Genomic DNA, 18692 nt, shown 5'->3' with positions numbered 1-18692 from the left:
GCTTCTCGCGTGAACCAGGCCAACATCAGCATCACCGCGACCAGGTGGTGCAACAGGCGTTGCACTCACTGTTACATCGACCCTGCAGAGCTGGGTAACCCCTATCAGATGGATGAGTCGGTATTCCGATCGGTCTTTGACAGTGTTGCCGAACTGGTGGCACTAGACACGGGCCTTGAGGAGGTCGAGTGGGAGTTGATCGGCGGTGAAATCACTAAGCTTCCAGTCGAGTACTGGGAGAGGAATCTCCCTTATGCTCTGAATCGATGCAGAGAGTTCAATGCCGGCTTCAAAACGCCAGGTTCAATCAACGTCCTCACCAACCTCATCTTTGCAAACGATAAGCACCGCGGCGAGTACGTGGATCTGTTCAACAAGTATGGTGACTGGCCGGAGATGGCCATCTACACGTCCTGGGAGCCGGACACCAACCGATTTGGCAAGAACCTAAAGCTGATGGCGCCCTGGGCTGAAACGGTACGGTCCATCAATGCCAGGCAGAAGATCCTCGATGTGATCCTGACTAAGACCACCGTCGCAATGGGCCCAGATTACCTGCTGGAAACGTTCCTCCCTCTTGGAATCACGGACTTCAGCATCAAGATGATCAGTCCGTATGGTTCCGGTCGAACCTTCTGGCAGCCCAACATGGTTTCGTTTAAGGAGATGAGTGACTACCTCTGCCGGCTGTTCGACATCGCTCCTCCAGGAATTACCTTTACGCCGGCGGATGAAATGTCCGGAGCGGTATTCAGAGGGACCAGCTACCAGTGCATCGGAAATTTCCGGTATGACCTCGCGGTCGAACCCGATGGGCTGACTACCTTCAATGCCAATCAGACAACGGATGAGGCGGCGCTAGGAGATCGAAAAATCTACGTCGGCGACAAAGACTGGGCATACCGCGTGCTCGCAGACAACACGCAGGAACTGGACAACAAGCTATCCCGGTACCACAGCTATTGTTTCCAATGTGAATACCACTCTGCATGTGCCGGCGGCTGGTATCACTATCGTATCGCCGAGCCAGCAGACGTCCGTGCGTGGGACAGTGATGATTGCCCAGGGTACAAACAGCTTTGGACCAAGGTGAAGGACCGTCACGGCTCCTTTGACCCGGCCCAGGCGCGCCACAACGCGGAAATGAACTCGCTGGTTTTGGTGGTCCAAACCCCAAGCCGTCCTACCACTCACTTTGTGGAACCTGTCGTAAGTGGGCCGGCCTTTTCCGAGTGGTTGAAAGAAACGCAGGGAGGTTCGGTAGACGTGCTTGCTCGGTGTGTTTATCAAAAACCGATCATTCAGCGGATATGGGCCTACCAAGCTGTGGGCACCTCGACAACGATCGCAGATGATGATGTCTTTGCGTTGAGTACGGCTGAGCAGCGGGTTTTGATCGAACACCTTGTTTATCAGGATCTGCCTAGCGCCACCGTCTCTGCCCATGCTGTTTGGACCTGGGTAGATAGCAACCCCGGTGACCCGCTGGCTGACCTCCTAGCTAGGGCAGAAGGTGATCTTCTGTCCAGGGGGCTTAGCAACTCTGACATCCTGGTCGCCGGCCACAATACAGAGCTTGTGCGTTGGGTCCTGAGTCATTCAAGGCGAACAGCCGGCGAGGATGGGGATTCGACATCACACCCGGTTGTAGGTCAGCTATCACGCCATCTCTATCTTGAAGATAGGGCCAGGGCGAGAATCGAGCGCAGGCGTGTGAGTCACTGAATATCGATCGGAAAGCTTTTTTCAGAAAAGGCTCAAATTGGGGCAGTAGCTTCCCACTATTAGGGTATGAATATTCAGCCCTTCGCACTGCCGCGCAATCGCTCAATCGAGATGATGTCGACCACCATCTCGACAAACCTCAATTGCAACCTGTCGTGCCAGCATTGCTACATCCAGCCTGAGCTGCTGCGCAGGAAGGAATATATCGACGAAGCGACCTTTCGGCGGGCTGTTGAGGTCATCATTGAGGCTTTCCATCTGGATCAGTCGGTTACCTATCTTCACCTAGACGTTCTAGGTGGTGAAGCGACCCTGATGCCATTTGAGTTTTGGCAGCGAAATCTCCCATGGGTGCTTGCCCAGGTTGATGACCTCAATCGCGTTGGCATCCAGACTGAGTTCACCTTCTGTTCGAATCTGATGTGGAAGGATGATCGCTATCTTGGACTTTTGCGTGAGTTCAAGGATCACCCCGCAATGGATATCGCGATCCCCTTCGAGGGACCGGAAAGCGGTCGCTTCGGCAAGGGCATGGCCATCCTGCCTAAGTACCTGGAGCGCATTGAGGCGCTGGGTGACTGCAACATGCTGAACCTGGTGCTGGTGATGGGGCAGGGCTTAATCGACCTTGGCCCTCAGTACATCATCGATACTTTTGTGAAGCGCGGTGTCACCGATGCCACCTGCGATATGATTTTCCCCTGGGGCTCGGGGAAATCCTATTTTGAGAAGGCGCAACCCCAATACCGGGACGTAGCGAACTACATCGCAACCCTCTCCAAGCTTGGTGAGCCATACGGACTTACTGTCGATCATCTCGACGACATGAGGAAGTCCCTGCGCACGCTATCGCGCTCTCAGAACACCTTGAACGATGCCTACGAATTTCACTGGGATCAGCGCGGGGAGCTGTCGCTGAACCCCAATCAGACCGGTACTGAGGCCCTTAAGCCTTACATCAACCTCAATGCACACGATGCCAATGCTGCGTTGAAGGTGATTTGGGGCAACAACAGCGAACTCGACAACAAGTTGAGTTTCGAGCACGACTTTTGCCGGGATTGCCAATTTTTACAGGCCTGCAACTCGGGTTGGTACCCACATAAGGGTCTACCTCCCGAAACCGTGAAGTCTTTCATGGCCGCGGCGGAGGGTGAATTTAGCTGTCCAGGCTTCTATCAGCTTTGGGAGGAGCAGGCAGCGGAGAATTTTGACCAGATTGGAGTAAGCCGATACGCCAATGTCCGCCGAATCAAACGAGCGCAATCGCGGAAGCTAGCTGCATCTGACCTCTCTGAACCGCTCCATGAATTGGACTTCAAAAGCGACTATGAAGGGTACTTCGAAGCGGTCAAACGCACATCCCGGGTTTTGCTCGAGCCAGGCCTGCTCTTTGGTTGTACGCCCCGTCAGCGACTGTGGTTTTACGATCGCCTGCAGAAGCAGGTACTTTTGCCCGATGGTTCTCTCAACCAGTTTGAGGAGCGCTTCTCGATTCTGGCTCACTCGCTTGCCGGCAATTATCACCACCTTGCTTTCAGCGACGAGCTTGTGTGGAGCGCACTGCGCGAAGCCCCTGCCACGCCTTTTTCCGACTATGTGGTCGATGCGCTGGCCGTAGCGGAGGCCTGGCGTGATCTTCCTACTGCAGTGTCCAGTGGGTATTCCAAGCTCAGGTCCGGGCTTGAGGTGTCCTACAAATTTGAGGACCTGATTGTCTGGGCGCTCCATCGCCATCCTCCGGCCGATATCCAATCTCTGGCCAACACGAGATGCCCAGGGGGGCTAACTGAGGAGTCTGCAGATTTTCTGCGTCGGGTTAGCCTCGTCTCGAGAGCAATCGGTGGGCGTGAGCCAGCGGTCTCAAATTTAGCTCCTTCGCACGAGGCTTCGACATGAATCGGCTCTGGTTGCTTCTACTCGCGCTGGTAACGTTGAAGGCTCAAGCGTTCCCTGTGGTCCTGGCCGGGGCTGGAGCTTTGGTGTTCGGAACCGCATTTATACCGCTGGTCATTGTTGGCCTGGGCCTTGTACTTGGCATTAAGCTCTGGCGGATGTCTCGGCCCGCACTTGTCGCCCTCGCAATTGCTGGCTTCATGGCTTGCGCGGTTGTTTCAATCCTCTGGTCTGAGTCGAATCGTGAAGAGATCCTTGCCAACACACTGAGTCTCGGTGCGCCGGCAGAGCACACTACTGACATCCCTTACCCCTATGTCAGTGACGCGGAACAAGCGCAATCCAAGCGTCGTATCGCCCCGCACGAGTTCTATGAGCTCCTCAGCAAGCGATCTGTGCGGGTCATTCGGGTTGATCTAGCACCGCAACTATTCTCTGACTTCGGATTCGGTGCTACAGCTACTCAGATCCACGACAACCCGTCTCCAGTTGTCGAGCTGGCCAAGCGCTCCGAAGGTGGAGTCGTCCTAGTAGATGAGCGTGGCACCACCGCGGCGGCTATCGCGGAAGCTTTAAATGCTCAGTTCGGAGCCCAAGTTCGGTTTCTTCAGGGGGGCGCAAACGCTCTGAGTGAGTACGCATGGGATAGCCTGGATAGAACAGGTGATTCGCATGCAGTGATGCCCTCAGACATCCCTGCTTTCAAAGCGCAGCGTAACCCGGTGATCATTAGCACCACCAACCCTGATGAATTCCTCAACTATGGATGGATTCATGGTCTGACCATCTCGTTGCCGGTCTTTCTGGCCGGCGCGGATTCTATCGCTGATCAGCTTCATGGGAAGACGGTCTTGATCACGGCAGCTGAGAGTCACTACTCCGGCGACACGTGGATTTTGCTCGATATGCTTCGGGCGCGCGGGCTGGATCCGTACTTCATGCAGCCCACGCGCGAAGAGCTGCTGGTGAAGCCAGCCTACTTCAGGCCCTACAAAAACGCAGACCGATATTTCGGTGCGTCCCAGGCATTTGACTATGTCGTTGGTGATCCCTCTGTACAGTTTTTGGACTTCCAACCGGCGGTCGACTGGGCCAGGACCAAAAATAGACTCCCTCGGACCCACCACATCGACATGGAAACAGTGGCTAAGGGTGGGCTCACAGAAGCATTGGCTGGTCTCGACAAGACCAAGTCCTATGTAGGCCTTGCATATGACCGCAGGACCTTCTACCACTCCATCCTCGCTGGCGAGCACCTCACAGCAGTTGGAGTGAAGTGGCTGGGGATTAATACAGAGCCAGGGCGGTTCAGTCGTGCTGTGCTTGAGGATCAGGATCTGATCGAGCCGGCCGTGGTTTTCCAGGCCCGAGCCAAGCAGTCGGCAGTTCAAGCAATCGGCTCGATCTACAACGTCATACCCGGATCTTGGGCATGGGTGCTTTGGTTGCAGTTTGCTGTCTGCTTTGTGTGCACGATGTTGGCCATGCACCTCAGCCGTGCTGCAGTGCGGATCTTCACATTCAGTGCTATCTCTCTCGCCGTATACACCTTCTGGGTCGCCTATCTAGAAACAACGCCTGTATGGGGCAGCGAAACCGCCCTGGCGGTGGTTCAGCTATTGGGAGGCGTTACTGGTTGGTGGCTGGTACGTGTACGCCGTGAATCCCTCCGGTTTGGGTGTGATGCAAAGGCAGTCGACCTACCAGCGAAAATCTCTTTGCTCGAGCAGGCAGCTTCCCTCGGGTTCCGGGTCCAGAAAGGATTCATCGTCACATCACAGCAGGTGGGGGATTTACCACCATGGGCCTTCGCCGAGCCGATCATTGTCCGATCGGCCGCCCTCTCGGAAAGCTCATCTGCAGAAACGGTGGGGGTCTATGACTCCATTGTCGCTATTGGAGAACCGGCAGTGCGGGCGGCAATCTCAAACGTCCAGCGGCAGATCTCCGAAGCAGGAGAGAAACCGTACTGCCTGCTTCAGCCATACCTGACTAAGCAGACCTTCGGCATTGCTATGTTCGGTACCGGTTCAGACGGGCATTTGTTCATTTGCGAGGCTGGGATAGGGAACGCTGCAACCAGCGGGACTGGTGAAACCCAGCGTGTAGCCGTACCTCTATGGAATCAAGCAGGCCTCACCAGAGCTGACCGTAAGGTGCGGCGGGCGCTACTTCGTCTACACAGGGACCTTGGGGCGACAAGTATTGAGTGGGCCCTGGCTTCGAGTGGAAGATTGACCATCCTGCAGGTCAGCACCGACACATTGGGTCGGCCGGCCCTAGAAAACGTAAGAAAGCACACGCTCAGGCTTGCGTTGCCGTTCCCTCAGTATCAGAGGGCTCCAGTTGACCATGGTTCAGCTGTAGGCGCCGCCGTGGTCGCAGCGATGGCCGCGCCAGGCGACCAATGTTCTCTAGGAGGCTTTCGACTGGTTCGTCGTCGCTCTTTCGTTGCCGCCCGGGCGCTCCAGCTCGCTGATATCGTCACAGTGCTTGGAAGGCTACCCCTAGCGGCGTTCTCGCGTGTACCAGGGGATCTCCTGCTGCAAGCATTCGAGGCCCAAGAGTGTGCTCGGGATGACATTCGCCGGACATTGCAAATATCTCTCTCGGCACCTGATCAGGCGCTTGCCCAAGCTATCGCTAGCGAGCTGGTACAGGTATCGAATCTCTACGGTCGGTTCAGTCGCATAGCAACCACGGCCATTGAACTCAAACTCGAGACCATCCCAAGGGGCTTCAAGCGGAGCCTGCTCTCCACGGTAATCGGGAACGAGTTAAGTCAACTCAACCCAGGTGATGCAGTCCATCGTTTCTCGACCCTGGGCTTCGCCTCACTTGTCACTTTCGCGCCAGGCTTGCAGCCCCAGATCGACAAAGAATTGATCTCGCCCGTTATACAAGAGGTTGAATCTCCCCTTGCTTGGATAAAGGACAAATGCGCAGTAATGATGATGATTGAGCTTGGGCGCTTGCGGCCGGCGATTGATGAGCTTTGCCGGCGTGGTGCTGGAGACCATCTCCTGTCCCTATTGCCGACTTACCTTGGTGAAGTACCGGTGGGCTTTGATCTGAGTGAAGCCGAGCCTCGTTCGGTCCGTGGACTGTTCGACGATGGTGAGCCAGGCATTCGTTCGAATGCACCCTATGCCTGGGGCGTCCCAAGATCAGGATTGGATCTCACCCTCCATACACCTGAAACATTTACTCCCGGCTCGGCGCTCTATCTCGAGACAACGGATATGAGTCACCTATCACTAATCAACGGTGCGGGAGCGCTCATCGTTCGTTCCGGCTCCGTACTGTCTCATCTGCTTCAGCACGCCCGGAGGCTGAATATCCCTTACGTGGTGGGAGCCGAGGCGGAAGGGCACATTGGCAAACCAGTGCGAATTGAAGAGTCTGGGGAGGTCCTCAGTGCATAACGCCCTGGACATGCTGAACGTGTGCGTTGCGCCAACACGGCTTTGTAACCTGAGTTGCACCCACTGCTACGTCGATCCGGTCCTGCTGCGGGACAAATCCATGATGGATGAAAATACCTATCGGACCACGTTCCAGCGAGTCGAGGAGCTGTTCCTTCGTGACAAGAAGGTCACCAAGATCAACGTCGAGCTGCTGGGTGGGGAGCTGACCATGATGCCTCTGGCCTTCTGGGAGAGGAATCTGCCTTGGACGCTGAAGACGATGCGGACGTGGGAAGCGCTCTACGACGCCGAAGCATCGTTGATCTGGTGCACCAACCTTATTTTCAAAGACCAAGGCTATGTCGGGTTGCTAAACGCGGTCGGCCAGGAGTTTGGGGAAGGGATTGATATCTTCGTCCCATGGGAGCCTGACACCAATAGGTTCCTAAAAGACGACAAGCTGCTACCACGCTACTTCGCCACCCTTGAAGCAATCACTGGTATCAGACGGAAAACGCTATGCATCACGATGAGCCGAGCCGTGATCGATCGTGGGCCCCATTTCATCATCGATGAGTTTGTAAGCCGTGGGATTACGGACATCAGCTGCGACATGCTCTATCCCGCTGGCAGCGGGAAAAACTATTTCCTGAAGACCTGCACCTACGGCGATGTGTCTGACTACCTCCTCGAGCTGAATTCCTTGGTACCGAAGGGTGTGACCATCAGTCCGCTTGTGGAAATGCGCACTGCGGCGCGAGCGGGTGAGCATTTTCACTACCCAGGCAACGATACCTATGACATCGAGGTGGAGCCCAACGGCGAGGTCACCTTCAACTCCAGTTACACAGGCGCTGAGTCGATCTTCCCGACTCAGGTCCTCTCGGTGCACGACCCGAGGTTTGCCGAAAAAGCAATATTCAACAATACCCCCGAATTCGTTCTCAGGCATCGGATGCCATACGAGGCTTGTGGGACGTGTACCTATGCTTTGACGTGCGCGGGGGGGTGGGCCTGGCACAAAGAGCTCGACCCTAATCTGTCATCGTTGATTGCCGCTGGCGACTGCGCCGGCCTTAAGCGGGTTTGGGAGTACGCGGATGGAAGCACACCAGGTGTTCTGGATCGCAGCTGGTACCTAACTCGTTCTCAAGCGCGGGGTCGACAAGGGGTAATGGTCAAACGCATGGCCAAGGCTGCAATTAGCAGAGGCAAGGACGTGCCGTTGATCGAAGACAGCGTAGCCGGTGACTACGACGGTTACTTCAACGAATTCGACCGTCCGCGTCTGGTTGCGATGAAGTCAGGGGTGCTATTCGACAAAAAATGGATTGAGCGCCTCTTTTTCTATGACGCCATCGGCGCTCAGATCGACGACTATCCCGGCTGGTACGCTGAGGCTGGCGACGAGGGTGGGGAGGAGTTGTTTCGTCACATCGTCTACGGGAATTTCCACTTCCTGGCATTCGATCCAACAGCTGTCCTCAATGAAATCCTATACCGGTCTGAGTGGCCGCTTTCGAAGCTAGTCACCCTGACAATTGAGGATCTCAAACTAGGCCGGCCCCTGGCCGTCTCAAGCGTAGGAGGTAGTCATGAGGAGCTGGTGACCTTCTGCTCAAGAGTAATCGAAGCAGAGGAGTTGGCTGCATGAGCGTTGCCCCCCTCACTTTGCATATTCGAATGACGAAGGCTTGTAATGCCGACTGTGGCTACTGCAGCAGCTGGCAGGAGTCACCGACCACTCGCATGTCGCCGGCAGACTTCAAGCGTTCGATTGATTTCGTATTCGACGAAGGATTCTCGAAGCTCGGGATTGCTCCGACGCACATAACTGCCCAATTCATTGGTGGAGAGATCCTTACCGTCCCTCATGGCGAACTGACTGAATGTGTTTCCTACCTGCGCAGCAAGGCTGCTGCGGCCCGGATAGCTCTCGTTGACGGAGTCCAAAGCAACCTGATTGGTTCACCTGCGCGTGCCAAAAGGCTCTACGACCTATTTGAGGGGCGCCTTGGTACTTCAGTAGACGATATGAGTGATGTCAGGACAGTAAATGGCTCGGCCGAGAAGTACCGGGTCATTTGGCGGGAAGCTGATACCGCTTTGCGTCGTGAGCGCAGTGTGCCGGGTGCCGTTTACGTGCTGGACCAAGCAGGTCTCGCAGGTGTGTCCAGGCAAATGATGCTGTGTGCCCGTGATCAGCGAATGCTGACCCTTCGACCGCTTTTCCAGGGAGGCACACCAGGGCAAGAGCTTCAGGGGGCCGAAGCCACCCGCGATGCTTTCATTGCCGGCTTTCGGCAATGGTTCATGCGTCTCCCTATTATCGTCGAACCATACTTCTACCTCACCCAGGCACGGCTTCGAACGCTTCGCGGAGCCCAGCAGCTCGCTGGCGCAGGCTGCGCATTCCAGGCCGATTGCATCAAGCGCTCACTTTCGCTTGAGCCCAATGGTGAACTGTATGTGTGCCAAGACATGGCCGATGGCGGAATAGGGCGGCTAGGCAATGCCCTGGACGGTCAATGGGATGCCGAAATGGTCTCCATGCTCAATGAGCGGCCCAGTCGCCTCGACGACTCCTGCCGTTCTTGCCCCTATCTGGCTGAGTGCCAGGGTGGTTGCATGTTTGAGGCTGCAGCTCAGGGCCGGGGCATGTATGGGAAGAGTCAGCACTGCAGCAGCTGGAAGGCGCTGTTCGCACTTATCGACTCATCCGTCGCTGATCACGGACTTCATGAAGTTTCCGAATGGCTGCAACGAGTAGAAACCCGTCACGCCAACTCCAAATCAGCGGGCCTTGATCGCGCCAAAACAGCAGCCATGTGGGAGCCAGAATTTTGAACTACCTGAATTCGATTTACAGGGATGGCTTCGCTGTAAGCTCTATTCCCAAGGAGCAAGCCGATGCGTTTCTTCGGCATGCCAAGTCCGACATTTTTGATTCGGATAAGCCTGGCAGTCCAGATGTAGCTGCCTGGGAGGACGAAGTCCCATCGAAGAACCATTCGATCCCCCTGCATTACTTGGGACCGATGGAGCAGATAGGGCTCGGGATGGAGACCGAACACTTCAGGGCCCATATGGGTGACTGGAGTCGAACCAACGTGATGCTGCAGCGAGGTAAGCGAGGCGACTCAATGGGGTGGCATCACGATGCCTACGACCCGATGCACCTGGTCGTCATCATTTACCTCTCCGACGAAATCTGGACCCCCGAAGACGGTGGCCAGCTTTTACTCGGAGAGGGTGACATAACCGGTATGGGGCAGCTGGTCGATCCGTCACAGGTCAACGTCAAGCAAGCCGTATCGCCAAACCACGGCACGGCAGTTTGGCTGATCAACACCAACCCACGATGGGTACACAGCGTGTCTGAGATCCTCTGTGATAAACCCCGCTACACACTCATTGGCCAATTCGGCTATCGAGAAAACGTAATGCGCGCCTATCCGCGCCGAAGATATGGGAATGATTGGAGTTGAGTAGTGCTGCTCACGTACCGCTCAGGCGGTTGCAGTTCAGAGATGCGCTGATCACCGCCCCAGTAACGCTCACGCGCACTGGCGTGGTTCTACGTGTGCTGGATGCCTTTATGGACGGGATCTATGGGTCTCTTCGCCCCGACCTCGTGGTTATGGGGAACGACCCGCTGCTCAGCCTCTGCGTGGCACTTCGAAGAGCGATGTGTGGCGAGAGTGTTTTGATAGCTCCAGATACTCTTGACCCGAGATCGTGGCCTAAACCTGACTATGCTCAGAACGCACTAGCCATCTTCAACTGTTGGGATGAGGTGATCGCTCGGGAGGTCGTCAGACAGTTCCCCGCACTCCCTCTCCCCGCGTCGATGCCAGAGTGTCTCACCTCATTGAGCCAGGCCTGCCGTGAAACGCGACGGGTCAGGATGATCGATGGAACTGCATTCCAGACGAGCCGCGGATACGTTCGTGGCGATCGACGTCGGGAGGTCCTGTTCCCGATTGAGCCAGGTCGACGCGACTCCGCTGGCCTAAATCCGACCTGGAAGTTCCTTGCCCGCCGGCTAGATCGTATGTACTTCAACCACCGTGAACTCGAGTTCATCAGCGCTGGCGCAGTTGTGCTCACCAGCCACCCTTCATATTTTGTCGACGCCACCAGTACCGCGTATTCCTTCGTGGGCCAGGCAAGACAGGACAAACCCGAGTTCGTAGATGCCCTAGCGCGTGTCGACGATCTCAAATCAGCTTCTTACGAAGGTATGCCCCAATGCAGCCAGGTTTGACCTCTGTAGGCGAGACGGGGCGGCACACGTTCCTGTTTCAGATCAATGTCACTCGCCGATGCGATATGCGTTGCTCGCACTGTTACATCCTCTCCGACAAGAAGGACAAGAGCCCGGACATGACCGAGGCAGAGTTTCTGCATGTCGTACAGGGAATTGTGGAGCACATGCAGGCAGATCATAACTTTGCCCAGCGCTACAACCATGTTGATATCCACGTCATCGGGGGCGAGCCTTCGATGCTGGGCGTGCCATTTTTTGAGAGTGTGCTGCCCAAGGCCAAGGTCCTACTGGCAAATATTCCTCAGGCCGTCTCGTTCTCAATCGTGACTAACCTGCTGCAGAAGGAGGCACTCGACGTCGCCAGGCTGTTCGACAAGGTGTCTACCTCCTATGAGCGGTCCACCAGGTTTAAGAAACGCCGGCACGAAGAGATGTGGCGTCAAAATGTGGCAACGCTCATGGAAGAGTCTCGGCACCCGGAAATCTATGGCCCAAAGGACTTCGCGGTAACGACTGCTTTGGTGAAGCCCGTGGTGGAAGCGGGTGCCGCGTCGATGATGGAGGAGCTTTACGAACTGGGGTTCACAAAAGTCCATTTTGGCTTCTTCATCCCTTCCGGTGACGGTGATCTAAACGCCAAGCTGATCCAGCCGAAACACGCTGCCACCTCGCAGTTCTATATCGAGTTGATGGATTGGTACCTCGCTCATCGGGACCACATCGATGACCTCTGGATCAACCCCTGTGAGTCCTGGCTTGAAGCAGTCTATCGAAACACACCCTCTGACGACGTGGTATGTCCCATTGTCGCCGGTGCTCTCGACATCGACTCTGATGGCCGCACTATCAGCTGCATCGAAAAGGGGGGGACCAACGACTACGTATCCCATGGAAACGTTTTCGAAACCCGGGAGGTGGCCGGAGAGGGTGGGGTCACCAGCGTTGAGTTCACTACGACCATTCACGACGTACTGACCTCTCCGAGCTACCTCCGAGAAGTCGTCAAAGCACGGCGTTTGCCGGAGATTTGTCGCAAATGTGATGAACGCACGCTCTGCCAGGCCAACTGTGGTGTTTTGCACGAGCAATGGAACCAGAAAGACGAATGCCCGGGCTTCAAGACGTTCATCAAGTACGTGCGCCATCTGGTGGAGGAGAAGGGGGTGCTTCCCAAGTCTGCCGTCGAGCGCGGCCGCGCGCTTGGCAACAACCTGATTGCGGTTGGTTGATCATGAGCTCAAACAATGGACCAAGCTTCCTCTCCATTTTTCCCCTGTTGGCTCGGATGTTGTTCCGGGCAGCGAAGAAGCTCCTGAGTGTTGACACCATCATTGCTCTGGAGAAGAAGCAGGGACAGGGTAGTGGAGAGAAGACACCTGAAGAGGTTGAGTTCCAAGCGCACCTTGAGTCGACACCGGTTTTCGTTGAGGACGCGACATCCCCTTACTTCCGCAAAGCCGAAACCCTGACTGAGGCTGCGAACGAGGTTGGCCGGGGCCGCTTTGTGATTAATGATGAGGTGCTGCGTGCAGTCCGCAAACGTTAGATTCTCGCTCGAAGATGCGAGCCGTAAGCCGGACACGATCGAGAACGGCTATTTCGTCTTCACTCTCATGCCCACGCTGCATTGCCCTTACAACTGCAAGCATTGCTACCTGAGCAAGGAGCAGCGCGCGGATAAGTCCGTTATGTCCCTTGATGACCTCCGGATCGTCTGCCGCAAGGTCCATGAATTCTTTGAAGAGCAGCAGCCTGAGCAGCGCACCATCATCGCCTACAACTATGGCGGCGAACCAACTGCAGCTGGGCCAGAGTACTTTGAAGGCTACGTCCAGGTTATGGCGGAAGAATTTCCTGCATCAGCCGGCTACGAAGTCCGCCATGTGATGCTCACATCGATGCTCGGCGTGGACCTGGACGTGTGGGAGCCGCTGTGGAAGAAGCATTGCAACGGATACGTTCAGACGTCCTATGACGGCGAGATGCGCTCGGGCAACTATGTCCGTAAGTGGGAGCTCAAGGTCACTGAAGCGATTCGTCGTGGACTGAAGATAGGCACAATCAGTGTCGTCAACTCAGACCTGCTCGCGCAAGGAGCCATTGCCACCCTGGACAAACTCCGCTCCCTCGGGATTCAGGAGTCTGGCTGGCTGCCATTCATGCTCAACGAGCAAAACGACGTGCCTGGCAAATATGATTCCCTAGCTCCGACCATGAAGGCCTTCAATGACTTCATGATCGAGATGCTGGACTACTGGTATGAGCTGCAGGAGAAGGGCGTGAGGGCACCGGCCTTAGGAGAGGCTCACTTCGCCGTCGACAAAATCCAGGGCGACGCTATGGCAAACATGGCTGGTCAAACCCTATTTCTGCTCCCCAATGGGGACATGGTGCTGCCCAATTACAGGGATGGGTGGAAAGAGTACCTGCACTCGTTCGGAAACATCCTCGAGCCTGGCGTGACCTTCCGGGACATTCTCTGCTCGCGGGAGCGGATGGTGTATCTGCGTCGACAGATGCGGCGGAACAACAACCCCGAGTGCACGAGTTGCGAGTTCAGGAATGCCTGCCTTCTCGAGTTTGCCAAACCCAACAAGCCTGACGATGAATGCTTCGGAGCTAAGCGATTCGTGGCGCACGCCATCCACCGCAATGGCATCGACCCCCGACTAAGCGGCCACGTCCAACTGTACTAGGAGATACCCGGTGAGTGTGCTTACCAGCAATCGTACTGAAATGCCCATGAAGCTTGAGACAGCGACCAACATTACGCTTTCGGCTCATTCCCTTGAGGCAGAAGACAACATGGGGCGCTTCGAGATTATGAAGCCCCCAGGGGCATGGAAAGACTTCTATGACCGGATGCTTGGGGAGAAGGGGGGAGGTAACAAGCGAAAGGCCACGAACTTCACCACGCCGTTTCTCGGTGAGCGTTATCGTTGCATCCTGGCGAATTCTGCCGGCGGGCAGATCATCACCATGCGACAGCTGATGAAGGTGATCCCGCGGCTTGAGCAGGATCTTGGATTTGATTGGAATGTGATTCGGCCTTTGTTAGAGGGCTCTGGACTGACGATTTTCGCTGGCCAAATGAACTCAGGTAAGTCGACCACAATGATTTCGGCGATTGATCGTCTGGGTCGAGCCAAGCGCGGAAACCTAGGGACTGTGGAGGACCCGATCGAGGTCGAGTTCACCGGGGGAGGGGTCATTCAACGTGAGGTCGGTACGCACGTAGACTCATTCTCGGAGGCCATTCGTGACTTCGTTCGGCAGTATCGGAAAACGATCATGGTTGGAGAAATCCGCGACCCAGAAACGGCTGAGGCGGCTGTTCTGGCTGCCTCCCTGGGGCACAGCGTCGTCGGCACCCTCCATGCTGACAGCGCGATCGATATTCCTACCCGTATGAGCTCGCTACTGGATACAAAGCTGGGGCGAATCCTTCCATCTGTCCTGCGGGGTATGTGGTGGCAACACGTCTACCGCCGCGGCGACCACCTGAGCAAGCCGTTGCCGATCTACGAGTCACTGTACGTGACTAACTCGGTACGCCAAATCATCGCAGATGGGCCTGAGAAGCTTCCTCAGCTGATGAATGAGATGGTAAGTCAGAAACGGGTATCGATGGCGCAGTCTGCAATTGCCTGGATCAATAAGGGCCTGGCAACACGTGATGAGCTTCGCCCTTGGCTTGAAACCCGCGGTCGGATTAACGATGCTCAGTTAAGCCTGTGATGCGGTAGGTCCGTTAGCGGAATGCGCCCCGTTTAGGGGCGCATTTCCGAGAAGTGCTGGAGGTCAGAAGGGCTTGCCGGTACACCCAGGAAATATCCCTGACAAAGGGTTATGCCGAGGTGATCGGCAAGTGCCAGCTCATCAGTCGTCTCTATCCCTTCCAGGACGACTTGTTTGCCAAGGCGTCGACATAGTCGTACCAAGTGCTCAACCTCTGCCCGGGTTCGCTCGCACACCATCAGCTCCCTGGTCGACTCCCTTGAGAGCTTGCAGCCGGCTACCGCGTCGCTAGAAATTAGCGAGCGTTTGGCATATCCGTCCCTGACATCATCAACCATAACGGTCAGCGCCTGCAGTCGTAGCGCTTCTAACCGTTTCGTTAGGATTTGGGCATCGACGTCTGCTGTCTCAGTGACCTCGAATGAGACTCGGCCGATGACCTGGTTGAAGATCAAGGTTTGCAGAGCGTCCTCAACAAAGGTCGGATGGGCAATCGAGAGTTGAGATGTGTTGATCCACACTGAAAGCCTCGGTCTGGATCTCAATAAAACGATGACCTGATTCAGCACCCAGCGGTCGATTTCAACGATGGAGCCGTCGGCTTCTGCCCGAGCGACCAGGTCGGCCGGGCCTTGAGTAACTCCGCGGTTAGTGATTCGAAGTAGTGCCTCAAAGGCGACGACGGCTCGGGCATCCGCCACGATGCTGAATACCGGCTGATACGCGAGGCTAAAGCTCGATGGCTCTGGTCCTTCGTGTGACCAAGCTGGCGCATTCGATAAACTCGGTTGGTACATATCCTGTAACCATGCAAAGAGCGGATACCTTAATAGTGGGTAGCGACAGCCCCCTTTTTGGTGTTTGGCGAAAGAATTTCGTGGTGGTGTTTTGGGGTGGTGGCACAGCCGCCCATCGTTATTCTGGGTGTATCGAATACGGAGATCGCCCGAATGAAATTCATGAGCCACTTGGCAGACCTGTCAGACGGAACCGTTGTGCTGGCTTCGACCGAGCGGGTCGCGCGTCACATCAAATTGCATGCAGCCTTGCTGCAAGCTGTTGGTGGTAAGAAGGCATGGTTTGCGAAAGGGCAGATCATGACGATCACGAAGTGGATCGAGAACACCTGGCTTGAGCTGATGCCAGATGAGCAGCTTCTGTATCCAGTGCAGGAGTTGGCGACCGTCAAAGCCATCATCGATCAGTCCGGGCTCCTGCCGGCCAACATGATCTCCTCGACCAATGCTGCGCGCCGCGTAGGCGTGGCTTACTCCGATGCGTACAAGTACCGTATCGATATGGACACTGATCGCTTCCGGTTCAAAGAGGAGTTTGAGGCCTTCTATCAGTGGAAGCAGCAGCTGGATGCTCATTGCACTTCGAAGCAGTATGTGTTCCGGGCTCACCTTCCAGGACTGCTGCTAGATGCAATGAAGACCGGCTTAGTCGATGTCCCTGAACGCATCGTCATCGTGGGGATGATCGAGCTCAATCCTGCCGAAAAGGCCGTATTCGAGGCGCTGGAGCTTGCCGGTACCGAAGTCACTGTCGTATCCCCGGAAGGAGACAAATCGACCCCTCGCCTGGTACGTAGTCACAACAATGCGAGCGAGATGCTTGAAGTTGCCCAGTGGGTAGCCAAGCAACTGCAACCATTCGTTGACACCCCTCAAGCGGCCCCATCCCTCGCGATCGTGGTGCCAGATATCCGATCCTACAAAGGCCCCTTGCTGGATGCTCTGAGCCTTCACACAAGCCCTGGCGCGCTTATGCCTGCAGGGCCTGATGGCGAAGCTCGCGCTCCATGGGACATTTCCAGTGGCGCGACACTGGGTAGCCGGCCGATGATCCGTTCGGCTATGGACCTGCTATCCATTACCCCTGAAAAAGCAGACCCCGAGACTTTCAGTCGAGTACTTCGATCGAAATGGATCGGTGGCCATGTGGGTGAATCTGCAACCCGAGCACTCCTCGATATTTGGTTCCGGGACAACATGGGCTTGAACATGGGCGGTAAGGACTTCCTACGCGCCATTGGCTCATACAAGGGTGAAGCAGTACCTGACTTCCGCAAACGCTTCGGTGGCCTGCTCGAAAAGCTGATCAGCGGCGAACAGACCCGGTACCCATCGGAGTGGGCTGACCATTTCAGTGAAGCCTTGAACGATATCGGCTGGCCAGGCCAGAGCGAGCTGGACAGTGCAAACTTCCAAACCCTGAACGCCTGGGCCGAGGCGCTGACTCTTTTCCGCACGCTTGACGCCCAGCTGGGGACTGTTCAGTACGAGCGCGCGTTCATGTGGCTGCGTGAGATCGTGGACACGAGACAGTTCCAGCCGCGCATCAGTCACCTCGCGCCAGTCTCGATCCTTGGGTATGAAGATGCCATCGGACTGAGTTTCGACGCCCTTTGGGTCATCGGCGCTTCTAACAACGTTCTGCCCGGCCGGGCTGAGCCCTCGCCATTCATTCCAACCGATTTGCAGGTCAAAGCCGGGATCGCTGAAGCTTCGTGCGAAGGGATGCTGGCTTATGCTCAGTCCGTAGCTGGCGCTTTACTCAGCACAAGCTCTGACGTCACCGTTTCTTGTCCAAGCCATAACGAGAAAGGCGCTTCGGTAGGCGCTAGTGAACTGTTCGGCACTTGGCCAGCAGAGGCACGCACACTTGAAACGAAAGGGGACTTTCTAGACGACTTGATGGGCACGTTGGACAGAACGGTCTTTGACATCGAAACCATTCCCCCGGTCTCGCCGATGGAACTGACTGATCTCAAGGGCGGGGTGCGGATCTTCAAAGACTATGCAGAATCCCCTTTCTTCTCGTTCGTGCGGAATCGTCTCCGGGCCGAGATGTTCCCGCAGCCCATCATTGGCCTCGATCCCCGCATCCAGGGGACGATGGTGCACTTGGTGCTTGAGCTGTTCTGGAAAGCGACCCGTACCTCCAAGGCGCTCAAGGAATTCAGCGAGGAGGGTCTCAAAGCGGTCGTTGAAACCTATACACAGCAAGCGTCTGAACAGTTGTTGTACAAGCTGATCTGGCGCTACGGGATGAAGCTGATCCGGCTGGAGCAGCGCCGCATTGTGGATCTGGCCATCGAATGGCTTGAGCTGGAGAAGAAGCGCGCCAATGAGTTTGAGGTGATTGGTTTTGAGGAGCGCCACGACATTCTGGTCGGTGATGTCCCCCTGACCGTGAGCCTTGATCGGCGAGTGCGGATTTTCCTTGATGAAGAGCAAACGCAAACGAGGGTTGTTGTTGAGGATTACAAGACTGGCCAGGAAATGCGCATGAACAGCCTCAACGCCTCCAGTCTTACCGAGCCTCAACTCCCAATCTATGCGACGAAACTGGATCAAGCTGAGGGTGCCAATGCAATCGACGGCATCGTACTGGCGCAGGTGAATCAGAAGTCTCTCGGGTACCACGCGCGCTCGAATTTCTCAGCCTCGCTGGTTGCCGGCAAACGCCCCCGCCCCGAGGATGTCGACACTTCGGAGAAATGGGAGGAGCAGAAAGACGCATGGAATCGCTCATTGGATGCGATGAGCGCCGGTTTTGTAGCAGGGAACGGGAACTTGGACCTGGACGGGAAGGCTTACCCAATCGGGTATGAGTACATCGCCCCATTGGCTCGATAAGCGTCCGTGGCC

At 55.9% G+C, this 18692-nt stretch carries 12 protein-coding genes; 11 read left to right on the top strand and 1 reads right to left on the bottom strand.

Going from position 1 to position 18692, the window contains the following annotated elements; all coding sequences use genetic code 11:
• The first annotated feature begins 9 nt into the window (after positions 1-9).
• The 10 genes from KY379_RS02780 to KY379_RS02735 all read left to right on the top strand — a co-directional run bounded on the left by KY379_RS02780 (position 10) and on the right by KY379_RS02735 (position 15036).
• Entirely contained in the window at positions 10-1725 is a 1716-nt protein-coding gene (locus KY379_RS02780; RefSeq protein WP_224372679.1) for a radical SAM protein, read from the top strand.
• Between the two features lie 66 nt (positions 1726-1791).
• Positions 1792-3624: a radical SAM protein gene (locus KY379_RS02775; protein WP_084852042.1), complete on the top strand. Its 1833-nt coding sequence runs from the start codon at positions 1792-1794 to the stop codon at positions 3622-3624.
• Between the two features lie 83 nt (positions 3625-3707).
• Positions 3708-7046, top strand: a complete 3339-nt coding sequence (locus KY379_RS02770) for a PEP-utilizing enzyme (RefSeq protein ID WP_301823354.1) — start codon at positions 3708-3710, stop codon at positions 7044-7046.
• The gene (locus KY379_RS02765) at positions 7039-8682 is read left to right on the top strand and encodes a radical SAM protein (RefSeq protein ID WP_084852040.1); all 1644 of its coding nucleotides are present in this window, start codon (positions 7039-7041) and stop codon (positions 8680-8682) included. Before KY379_RS02770 ends, KY379_RS02765 begins: the two co-directional genes overlap by 8 nt.
• Complete coding sequence (locus tag KY379_RS02760; protein ID WP_084852038.1) at positions 8679-9875, top strand: SPASM domain-containing protein; 1197 nt, start codon at positions 8679-8681, stop codon at positions 9873-9875. The genes KY379_RS02765 and KY379_RS02760 overlap by 4 nt, the downstream gene beginning before the upstream one ends.
• Complete coding sequence (locus tag KY379_RS02755; protein ID WP_084852036.1) at positions 9872-10516, top strand: 2OG-Fe(II) oxygenase; 645 nt, start codon at positions 9872-9874, stop codon at positions 10514-10516. The genes KY379_RS02760 and KY379_RS02755 overlap by 4 nt, the downstream gene beginning before the upstream one ends.
• A 763-nt stretch (positions 10517-11279) precedes the next feature.
• The gene (locus tag KY379_RS02750) at positions 11280-12527 is read left to right on the top strand and encodes a radical SAM protein (RefSeq protein ID WP_172402868.1); all 1248 of its coding nucleotides are present in this window, start codon (positions 11280-11282) and stop codon (positions 12525-12527) included.
• A 2-nt stretch (positions 12528-12529) separates the two neighbouring features.
• Entirely contained in the window at positions 12530-12844 is a 315-nt protein-coding gene (locus KY379_RS02745) for a hypothetical protein (RefSeq protein WP_084852032.1), read from the top strand.
• On the top strand, positions 12825-13994 hold the full coding sequence (locus KY379_RS02740) for a transcriptional regulator (RefSeq protein WP_084852029.1): 1170 nt from the start codon (positions 12825-12827) through the stop codon (positions 13992-13994). The genes KY379_RS02745 and KY379_RS02740 overlap by 20 nt, the downstream gene beginning before the upstream one ends.
• Positions 13995-14004: 10 nt before the next feature.
• A complete protein-coding gene (locus KY379_RS02735; RefSeq protein WP_084852028.1) occupies positions 14005-15036 on the top strand; it encodes an ATPase, T2SS/T4P/T4SS family in 1032 nt (343 codons plus the stop codon).
• Positions 15037-15068: 32 nt separating this feature from the next.
• Here the strand turns inward: KY379_RS02735 and KY379_RS02730 are convergent, their stop codons facing one another.
• Positions 15069-15833 carry an EAL domain-containing protein gene (locus KY379_RS02730; RefSeq protein ID WP_084852026.1) on the bottom strand — a complete coding sequence of 255 codons (765 nt, stop codon included), beginning with the start codon at positions 15831-15833 and terminating at the stop codon, positions 15069-15071.
• Between the two features lie 153 nt (positions 15834-15986).
• On the opposite strand from KY379_RS02730, the gene KY379_RS02725 reads away from it, so the two are divergent.
• A complete protein-coding gene (locus tag KY379_RS02725) occupies positions 15987-18680 on the top strand; it encodes a PD-(D/E)XK nuclease family protein (protein ID WP_084858336.1) in 2694 nt (897 codons plus the stop codon).
• Positions 18681-18692 lie beyond the last annotated feature (12 nt).

It is taken from the genome of Pseudomonas sp. HD6422, from assembly GCF_025377065.1.
GTDB classification, from domain to species: Bacteria; Pseudomonadota; Gammaproteobacteria; order Pseudomonadales; family Pseudomonadaceae; genus Aquipseudomonas; species Aquipseudomonas putida_U.
The sequence above is the reverse complement of the archived record's forward strand: the minus strand, read 5'-3'. Positions and strand labels throughout refer to the sequence as shown.